Origin of the sequence: Rhodococcus sp. RS1C4 (assembly GCF_002258225.1) — a bacterium.
In the GTDB taxonomy this organism is placed as follows: domain Bacteria; phylum Actinomycetota; class Actinomycetes; order Mycobacteriales; family Mycobacteriaceae; genus Rhodococcoides; species Rhodococcoides fascians_E.
Genome location: NZ_NOXZ01000012.1, coordinates 107,263 through 116,401, shown reverse-complemented (window position 1 = coordinate 116,401; position 9,139 = coordinate 107,263). Strand labels below are relative to the sequence as shown.

Sequence of the window (9,139 nt, the reverse complement as noted above, 5' to 3'; positions counted from 1 at the left end):
ATCCTCGATTCCGTCGAGCTGATCCGCGAGACCCTGCACACCACAGGCCTCGACGTCGGCGACGACGGCTGCGGAGATCTCGGCTGCGATGATCGCGCCGCCGATGGCGGGGATGCGGCCGGGGTGCGGACCGGTGACGACCGGGACGCGCAGTTCCGACGAGATCAGCTCGGCGACAAGGGGAATGCTGGAGCTTCCGCCGGTCAGGAGGACCTGGGTGACGTCGCCGACGTCGAGGCCTGTGGTGTGCAGGGTCTCGCGGATCAGCTCGACGGAATCGAGGATGGGTCGTCGGATGAGATCTTCGAGTTCGTCTCGGACAAGCCGTGTTTCGCTGCGCAGGCCGGGGAGGTCGACGGTCAGCGTGGTCGCGGTCTCGTAGGACAGTCGCTCCTTCGCTTCGCTGCAGCGTGCGCGCAGTTCGACGAGAGCCCCGACGGTGTCCGGATCGAACGCGTCGAACTCGAAATCGCGACTACTGGAGACGGTGTCGAGGACGTACTGGGTGACGATGTGGTCGAACTGCGAGCCACCGAAGTCCTGCGAGTGGACGCCGGTCCCGATGACACCTGCGTCGAGCCCGGTACGCATGAGCGTGATACCGAGCGAGGTGGCGCCGAGGTCGTAGATGACGGTCAGGCCCTCGCCCTGCTGCCCGCGTGAGCCTTCGAGCCAGCGCATCGCGGCGAAGGACTCGGGGACAAGGGTGGTGTCGGGGAGGCCGACGCGATCGAGCGCTTCACGCAGCACGTCCGAGGTGTAGCCGGTCCACCGGTCCGGGTGGGCGACGACGATCGTCGCATCGGAACCACCCGCGTGAGCAAGCTCGGAGACGAGTACGTGGGTGGCCGTCGCGAACAGGTCCTCGGCGGCGTAGGAATTGCCCTCTTCGTCGATCAGGGGGACGGGGTCTCCCACCCGGTCAGCGAACCCGGTGACGAGGTGTCGCTGCTGTCGGTCGGTGAGGGCGGCCAGATCGGGGGAGGAGTCGGGACGAAGATCGAGGGCGGTCCGACGCTCGACGGTCGGCATGGCCTCGTCGGTGGCGAAATCACGCGGTGCGTACGGGTCGTGAGACGCGTCGAGGGTGGCCACCGAGGTGACCGTTCCGATCCGAATACCGATCCCTGCGCTCATCATCATCTCCGACTTCGTAATGGGCAGCGACACCCGTCGACGCTGCTGGTGATGTCGACAGCATGGCATCTTTCGTTACGTCTCACAGCTGGTGACGGGCCGATCGCGGGCAAATCCCCTAATGGCCCGGGATCCCCTAATGCCGGAACCCTGGGTGGCGCCGATGGAGTAGGGGGTTCGTCCCCGTTGGGCGAACCGCCCCCGGGCCATAGCTTTGTGATCAACCACGAACGACCCCCCGGAACCCCGCTTCCGAACATCCAAGGAGCCTCAGATGGCCACCAACGCAGTACTCGACTTCATCCTCAGCCTGCTTCGCGACGACGAAGCCGCAGCCGCGTACTGCGCCAACCCCGAAGCAGCCCTCGCGGCCGCCGGCCTCGGCGACGTCTGCCACGCGGACATCGTCGCCGTCGCCCCGCTCGTCGCAGAGTCCGGCTTGTTCGCCGGAGCAGGTTCGCAGCTCTCCGCGATCCTCGGCGCAGGCGCCGGTGCGGCAGGCAGCCTCGACGGTTCCCTCGCCGGTGGCGCTGCCATCGGAGGCGGGCTGTCGACCGGACTCGGCCTCACTGCCGGAGCCGTCGTGGGCGGCGGACTCGCCGGCGGCGGTGTCATCGGTGGTGGACTGGGCGGTGGACTCGGCGGCGACATCGACTTCGCCGGCGACATCGCAGCCCAGATCGGCGCCGCCCTCACCGCAGCACTGGCGGCAGGCGGGCAGATCGGTGTCGAGCTGGGAGCAGCGTTCGGCGCGGCACTCGAAGCCTTCCTCGGCGCAGGCGCAGCGATCGGCGGTGGCCTCGATCTGGACGGCGGCCTCGGTCTCGGTGGCGGCCTCGACCTCGGCGGCGCTCTGACCGGTCTCATCGGCGGCGGCCTCGGCTTGGGCGCCGGGATCGGCGCGGAGCTCGGTGCAGGCGTCACGGCAGGCCTGAACACGGCCCTCGACGCAGCGCTCGGCGCCGTCGGAGGAATCGACCTGGGCGCCATCGCCGGCGTCGAAGGGGCCCTCAGCGGAGCACTCGGTGCCGCATTCGGCATCGGCGGAGAGATCGGCGCCAACCTCGGCGCAGCACTCGGAAACGTCGTCGGCGCCGTCGTCGACGCGGGCCAGATCGACCTCGTTGGCGGCCTGGCAGGTGGCCTCGGAACCGCACTGACCGCAGGCCTCGGCCTCGGCGGAGGTGTCGCAGCCGGACTCGGATCGGCACTCGACGCAGCGATCGGCGCAGGCGCGGGCCTCGGCGGCGGATTGGGCGGCGGACTGGGCGCAGGGCTGGACGGCGTGTTCGCCCTGCAGAGTGGTCTCGCCGCGGCTCTCGGATCCTCCCTCGGCGCCGTGCTCGACGCCGGTGCGCTGGCAGACCTCGATCTCGGTGGCCTCGCCGGACTGGACCTCGGCGGCATCGTGGCAGGTACCCTCGGAACCGCACTGGACCTCGACGCAGGCGTCGTCGGAGATCTGACCACGTCCCTCGGAACCGCCATCGACGGCGCGCTGGGAGCGGGCCTGGGCGGTGCCGCCAACCTCGAAGGCATCCTCGGCGCGGCATTCGGAATCGGCGGAGAAGCAGGCGCAGGCCTCGGCGCCGCACTCGAAGGCATTGCGGGACTCGAAGGCATTGCAGGACTCGGCGCTGGACTGGATCTGGGTGCGGCTCTCGGTGCAGGCGGAGCTCTCAGCGGCGCCCTCGACGGAGCGTTGGACGCAGTCGCCGGAGCAGCAGGCGGCCTGGACCTCGCTACCGGTCTGGAAGGACTCTTCGAGGCCGACGGCGGCCTGGCGTCGACCATCGGATCCTCTCTCGGCGCCGTGCTCGACGCCGGTGCACTCGCGGACCTCGACCTGGCCGGCGTCGCAACCGGCGACCTGGGCGCACTCGTCGGCGGAGCCGTCGGAACCGCGCTCGATCTCGACACCAGCGCAATCGGCAGCCTGACGGCCGCCCTCGGATCCGCGATCGACGCGTCCGCCGGGGTCGACCTCGACGCAGCAACGAACCTCGAAGGTGTTCTCGGAGCAGCCTTCGGCGTGGGTGGACAGGCAGGAGCCGACCTCGGCGCCGCACTGGACACGGTCCTCGACACCAGCGGAGCACTCGATCTCGGCGCAGCGCTCGGCGGCGGCGCAGAACTGGGCGGAGCGTTGACCGGAGCAGTCGACGCAGCCCTCGGCGCTGCAGGCGGTGCCACGGGCGGTCTGACCGGCGGCGCAGCCGGTGACCTCGGCGCAGGCGCAGTCGGCGGTGTGACCGCAGGACTCGGCGGCGGACTCGCCGCCGTCGGAAACGCGGGTGCAGGCCTGGCCGGCGGACTCGGTGGCGGACTGTCCGGCCTCGGCTCCCTCGGCGGTGGGTTGGCAGGCGGATTGGGCGGCGGCCTGACCGGTGCAGTCGGCGGCGCGGTGGACGGTGCTGCTCAGGCAGGTGCCGGTCTCGGTGGCGGACTGGCAGGAACGGTCGACGGCGCGGCCCAAGGTGCAGCCGGACTCGGCGGCTCGGTCGCAGGCGGCGTCGACGGAACCGTCGGCGCGGGCGTGGACGCTGCTGCACAGGCAGGCGCCGGACTGGGTGCGGGTCTCGGTGCAGGCCTCGGGGCCGGACTCGACGCGGGTGCGTCGGCAGGTGCAGGGATTGCAGGCGGACTGGCGAGCGGCGCAGCAGCCGGAACCGACATCGCAGGTGACGTTGCCGGCGGCCTCGCCGGCGGTGCGTCGGCTGGAGCCGACGTCGCAGGTGACGTGGCCGGCGGACTGCAGGGCGGAGTGGCCACGGGAGCAGACGTTCTCGGCGGCGCGGCAGGCGGACTGTCCGGCGGCTTCGACAGCGTCACCGACGCCGCGGGCAGCGCATCCGGCTCGTTCGACTCGCAGTACGACTCGCAGTTCGACTCCAGCAGCTGGTCTTCGGTGGACTCGAACGTGTTCGGTTCGGCGCAGTCCTCGCTGGACTCCTCGCTCCACTCGGAGGGCAGCCTGCACGGCGCCGCCGACAGCACCGCGGACTCGGTGGCCGACATCGCGTCGGTCGATCACCACACGGACCTGATCAACCCGTAACGTTCCACGAGGGAGAAGCACGGCCCCGGGCGGTTCTTCCGCCCGGGGCCTTTTCTCTCGTTAGAGTCAGGTCGGACGAACGCACGAGCACCGAAAGAAGGCCATGGACGGGCACGCGAAACAGCTGGCCGAGTTGCTCGATCGAACTGCGGCAGTGGCGCAGACGGTCGGTCGCTCCGATCTGGTGTCGAGGATGGAACTCGCGAAGGAACGGGTACTCGACCCCAGGAGACGCATCGTCGTCGTCGGGCCGTTGAAACAGGGAAAAAGCCAATTCGTCAACTCGCTGCTGAACCTGAACGTCTGTTCCGTCGGCGACGACGAGACGACGGCCATTCCGACCGTCGTGCAGAACTCCGAGCGTTCCTATGCCGAACTGGTGCTTGCCGATCCCGGTAACGACGCCGTGCGCGTCGAGGTTCCGCTGGACGAGCTGCAGAACATCACCCCGGCCAGCCCGCGAGCCGAGGGACGCGAAGTGCTCAGGCTCGAAGTGAACGTTCCGAGTCCGCTGCTCGCCGACGGATTGGTGCTGGTGGACACCCCCGGCGTCGGCGGTCACGGAAACCCACATGCAGCAGGAACTCTCGGCCTCGTACCGTCCGCGGACGCAGTGCTCGTCGTGTCCGATGCCAGCCGCGAGTTCACCGAACCCGAAATTGCCTTCCTCCGTCAGGTTCTCGGCCTGTGCCCGTCGGTCGCAGTGCTGATCACCAAGACCGACCTGTACCCCCACTGGCGTTCGATCGTGGACGCCAACCGCGCACACCTGCAGCGCGAAGGCCTGGACGTGCCGATGATCTCGCTGTCCTCGCTGCTCCGCTCGCACGCACTACGACTCAGCGACGAGGAACTGAACGTCGAATCCGGTTTCCCCGACCTCTACGCGTTCCTGCGGGACAACGTGGTCGCGCGCGCCGACGCCACCACCCGAACGGCGGTATCGCTCGACATCCGTTCCGTCGCAGAACACCTGACACTCGCCATGGGAAGCGAACTCGCCGCTCTTCGTGACCCGGAACGAGCCGCTGCAGCAGTGGCCGGTCTGCAACGAGCCAAAGCCGCCGCCGAGGACCTGCACAAGAAGACCTCCCAATGGCAACAGACCCTCGCCGACGGCATCGCCGACCTGGCGTCGGACATCGATCATGATCTTCGGGATCGGCTGCGCAGGGTGACCCGCGAAGCGGAGGAGACCGTGGACGAGGGCGATCCCGGCTCCGACTGGGCCGAGCTGGGGGATTGGCTGGAGGAGCAGATCGCGGCGTCGGTCGGCGACAATTTCGTGTGGGCGCACGAGCGCGCGCTGTGGTTGGCCGAGCTCGTTGCCGAGCACTTCGCTGCCGCAGGGGCGGTGGCGCTCCCCGATCTCGATCTCGGCGATCTCGACGACGTGCTCGATCCCGTTGCGTCGCTGGCAGATCTGGAGACGGGCAAGATCGGCATCACGCAGAAGGTGCTCGTCGGGATGCGCGGTTCCTACGGCGGTGTGCTGATGTTCGGCCTGATCACCACCTTCGTCGGCCTGAGTCTGCTCAACCCCATCTCGATCGGCGCGGGTGTCCTCCTCGGAACCAAGGCGTACAAGGAGGACAAGGAGAACCGCGTTCGGACCAGGCGCTCCGAGGCCAAGATGGCGATCAGGCGATTCACCGACGACGTGAGCTTCCAGGTGGGCAAGGAATCGAAGGATCGCCTTCGGCAGATCCAGCGGGTACTGCGCGATCACTTCACGTCGATCGCGGAGCAGACCCTGCGGTCACTGAACGATTCGTTGCGGGCAGCGCAGGAAGCCGCCAACGTCGAACAGGCAGAACGCGGCACGCGCACAGCACAGTTGGATCGTGAGATGAAGGTGGTCGCCGAGTTGAGCGAGCGGGCGGCTGCGTTGGTTCCGAGCGAGAAGTCACTGTGACGACGCTGTCCGATGCTCGTGCTCTGATCACCGCGGCTCGAAGCGCGTACTCCATCGACACCTACGGTGCGGCGACGTTGACCGCGTGCTTGGAGCGGTTGGATCAGCCGCTGCGGGTGGCGCTGGCGGGGTCGCTGAAGGCGGGTAAATCCACTCTGCTCAATTCGCTTGTCGGCCAGGACATCGCGCCGACCGATGCGACCGAGTGCACCAAGGTCGTGACGTGGTACCGCAGCGGTGCGACCCCGAGCGTCACGGCCTGGTACGACGGCGACCGATCCGCTCACGTTCCGGTACAGCGTCGCAGTGGGCGTCTGACGTTCGATCTGGGTGACCTGACGGCGACTCAGGTCGACCGACTCGACGTCGAATGGCCCGCGCGGGCGTTGACGCACACCACCATCATCGACACCCCCGGTACCTCGTCGTTGTCTCGGGACGTCTCGGCGCGGACGCTGTCGATGCTGACGCCGGAGAACGCGTCGTCGGGGGCGGATGCCGTCGTGTATCTGCTGCGGACGCTCAACGCGACGGATGTGTCGTTTCTCGGTCAGATCGGCGCGCACGTCGGCGGCGAATCGGGGCCTCTCGGCGTCGTCGGCGTCGTGTCCCGCGCCGACGAGGTCGGCGCGGGCCGGATGGACGCGATGATGTCGGCCAAGGAAGTGGCGGCCAGGTTCGCCTCGGAACTGGAGGCGACCGGACTGTGCCAGGCCGTCGTGCCCGTCGCCGGCTTGCTCGCGTTGGCCGCGGAAACGTTGCGACAGGCGGAGTTCGCCGCCTTCGAGGTCCTCGCCCAGGTGCCCGACGAGGACCTGCAGTTGGCGATGTTGTCCGCCGACAGGTTCTCACGGCCCGGGCTGTTGCCGGTCGACGCGGACCTGCGTGCGTCGATCGTCGACCGGTTCGGCCTCTTCGGAATCCGCATGGCCGTCACGCTCGTCAAGCTCGGTGTGCGGGATTCGCCCACGCTGGCAGCGGAACTCGTCGAACGCAGTGGGCTCGACGAGCTCAGATCCGTCATCGACGTCCAGTTCGGCCAGCGCGCGGATCAGCTGAAACTGCATTCGGCGTTGGTGACGTTGCAGCGGACGCTGGAGGCTCGGCCCATTGCCGAGTCTGCACAGTTCCGTGCCGAAGCCGGGCGGATGCTCGCCGACGTCCACGGTTTCCAGGAGCTGCGGTTGCTGGGCAAGATGCGCGGAACGACGCCCACGCTCCCGGAGGCCGAACTCGCCGAATTGCAGAGGCTCATCGGCGGATTCGGCATCGACTCCTGGGTGCGGCTCGGCCTCGATCCGGATTCCGGGCAGGCGGAACGCTACGACCGTGCGCGCGCCGCCGCCCAGAAGTGGCGCAGACTGGCCGACCATCCGCTTCTCGACCAGTTCACCGCGCGGGCGTGCGGGGTCGCCGCTCGTAGTGCGGAGGGTATCGCGGCTACGACGTAGGCGTGTACAGCTGCTCGGCCAGATCGAGACTCCACAGCGCGGTGATCGGCCCGCCGTCGTTGGTGAACTTGTCGGTCCGCACGACTCGGTTCGACTGCACCGCAGGCAGGCCGGTCCACAGCGGATTGGCGTTCAGTGCACGCAACTCCTCCTCCGAGGTGATCGCAGCGACGAGCGCCTGCGCGTCGGAGATCTCCGACAGGTTCTCCGGTCCGAGATCCAGCTCGGGCGTCGCCCGGTCCCACGCGCTGCTGAAGTTGGCGCCGACGTCGATCAGGGCGGCGGCCGACACGCGCTCACGACCGATCGAGATTCCGCTGCCGTCGGATGTGGTGATCGGCAGGACCTCGGTGTTGGCGATGGCGTCGGCGTGGTCGGTCTTGATCTGCTCGACGCGGGCGTCGTACTCGTCGACGATCTCGGCCGCGCGGTCCTGCATGTTCAAGGCGTCGCCGATGGCGTCGACGTCCTGCTGCCAGGTGATGCCGGTGCCGTTCGAGCCGACGGGCAGCACCGGCGCGACGGCGCTGAGCTGGTCGTAGATCTCCTCGATCACTTCGTTGCGGCCGATGATCAGGTCGGGGTCGACGCGAGCGATCGATTCGACGTCGATGACGTTGCGTGGGAACAGCTCGGGCACCCCGGCGTCGCGCAGGCTCTTCATCGGTTCGGTGAGCGGGCCGGGGATTTCCGGCGGAGCTTCGGTCTCGACGGGCATGCCGATCACCGGCAGATCGAACGCGATGGCGATGTCCAGGTCGCGCCTGCCGTCGATGACGACGACGGAGTCGATCGTGTTCGGAACGGCGACGGTGCCGAATTCGGTGACGACGTCATGGGTGCCGGACGCGGACGGCGTCGACTCGTCGGTGGAGCTACACGAGGCGACCAGCACGATCAGCGCGAGTGCGGCGGAAGCGCGGGGGAGTGGTGTTTTCACCTGGCAAGTAAAGCAAGCCTAAGCATGTATACAACAATCGGGCGGCGAAGATCACTTCCCGGAGAGGCCGCTCCCCGCCGCCACCGCGGCGATGCCAGCACACCCCGCCCCGACAAGAGGAGCCCACTGAAGCGCGCCCGCCGCCACCGACCCGGCGTCGGACATGAAGGACCAGAACAGCACGAACGCGCCCGTCGCAGCCAACCCTGCCACGAGCAGTACGACGCCTGACAGGGAGCGGAGCCCGCTCAGTGCCCCATGGGATCGCGACCTTCCGGATGCCGCGAGACTCAATCCGAGTGCCGCGACGATCAGCAGCACGGCGCCCACCCCAGCGCTCCCGAGCAACGTCACGGTCACCGTGTCCGAGATCTCCGACGCGGTGGCGCCGGAACCGTCGTCCGACACCGCGGTTTCGAGCGCAGAGCGCACCGCGTCGTAGTTCAGAGCAACGACGGCTGCCAGTGCCAGCGCGACGACGGTCACGGCGGCCCAAGCACCGAGGGCCATCCGGAAGGCAACGCTCGATCCCCTCGAGTCCTGGCGCGGCCGGAGCGGCTCGACGGCGAACTCGGGGCGCTCCGGCTGCGGGCGAAGTTCTCGGCGGTTGTTCTCCGGTTCGGTCACGGGTGAAGATC

6 protein-coding genes are annotated in these 9,139 nt (G+C 68.6%); 3 read left to right on the top strand and 3 right to left on the bottom strand.

The features are described from left to right. A partial coding sequence (locus CH289_RS05185) for an Hsp70 family protein (RefSeq protein WP_256977041.1) occupies nucleotides 1-1,170 on the bottom strand: 1,170 nt, incomplete at its 3' end. A gap of 241 nt (nucleotides 1,171-1,411) precedes the next feature. Here CH289_RS05185 and CH289_RS05180 point away from each other — a divergent pair. From CH289_RS05180 to CH289_RS05170, 3 genes are all read left to right on the top strand, one after another. After that, on the top strand, nucleotides 1,412-4,195 hold the full coding sequence (locus tag CH289_RS05180; protein ID WP_094723782.1) for an IniB N-terminal domain-containing protein: 2,784 nt from the start codon (nucleotides 1,412-1,414) through the stop codon (nucleotides 4,193-4,195). A gap of 103 nt (nucleotides 4,196-4,298) precedes the next feature. After that, entirely contained in the window at nucleotides 4,299-6,110 is a 1,812-nt protein-coding gene (locus tag CH289_RS05175; protein ID WP_037157813.1) for a dynamin family protein, read from the top strand. After that, the gene (locus tag CH289_RS05170; RefSeq protein ID WP_033189145.1) at nucleotides 6,107-7,561 is read left to right on the top strand and encodes a dynamin family protein; all 1,455 of its coding nucleotides are present in this window, start codon (nucleotides 6,107-6,109) and stop codon (nucleotides 7,559-7,561) included. The genes CH289_RS05175 and CH289_RS05170 overlap by 4 nt, the downstream gene beginning before the upstream one ends. On the opposite strand, the gene CH289_RS05165 is transcribed toward CH289_RS05170, so the two are convergent. Further along, on the bottom strand, nucleotides 7,551-8,501 hold the full coding sequence (locus tag CH289_RS05165; protein WP_094727485.1) for an ABC transporter substrate-binding protein: 951 nt from the start codon (nucleotides 8,499-8,501) through the stop codon (nucleotides 7,551-7,553). The genes CH289_RS05170 and CH289_RS05165 overlap by 11 nt on opposite strands. 51 nt (nucleotides 8,502-8,552) lie before the next feature. After that, nucleotides 8,553-9,128 carry a hypothetical protein gene (locus tag CH289_RS05160; RefSeq protein ID WP_037184624.1) on the bottom strand — a complete coding sequence of 192 codons (576 nt, stop codon included), beginning with the start codon at nucleotides 9,126-9,128 and terminating at the stop codon, nucleotides 8,553-8,555. Between the last annotated feature and the right edge of the window lie 11 nt (nucleotides 9,129-9,139).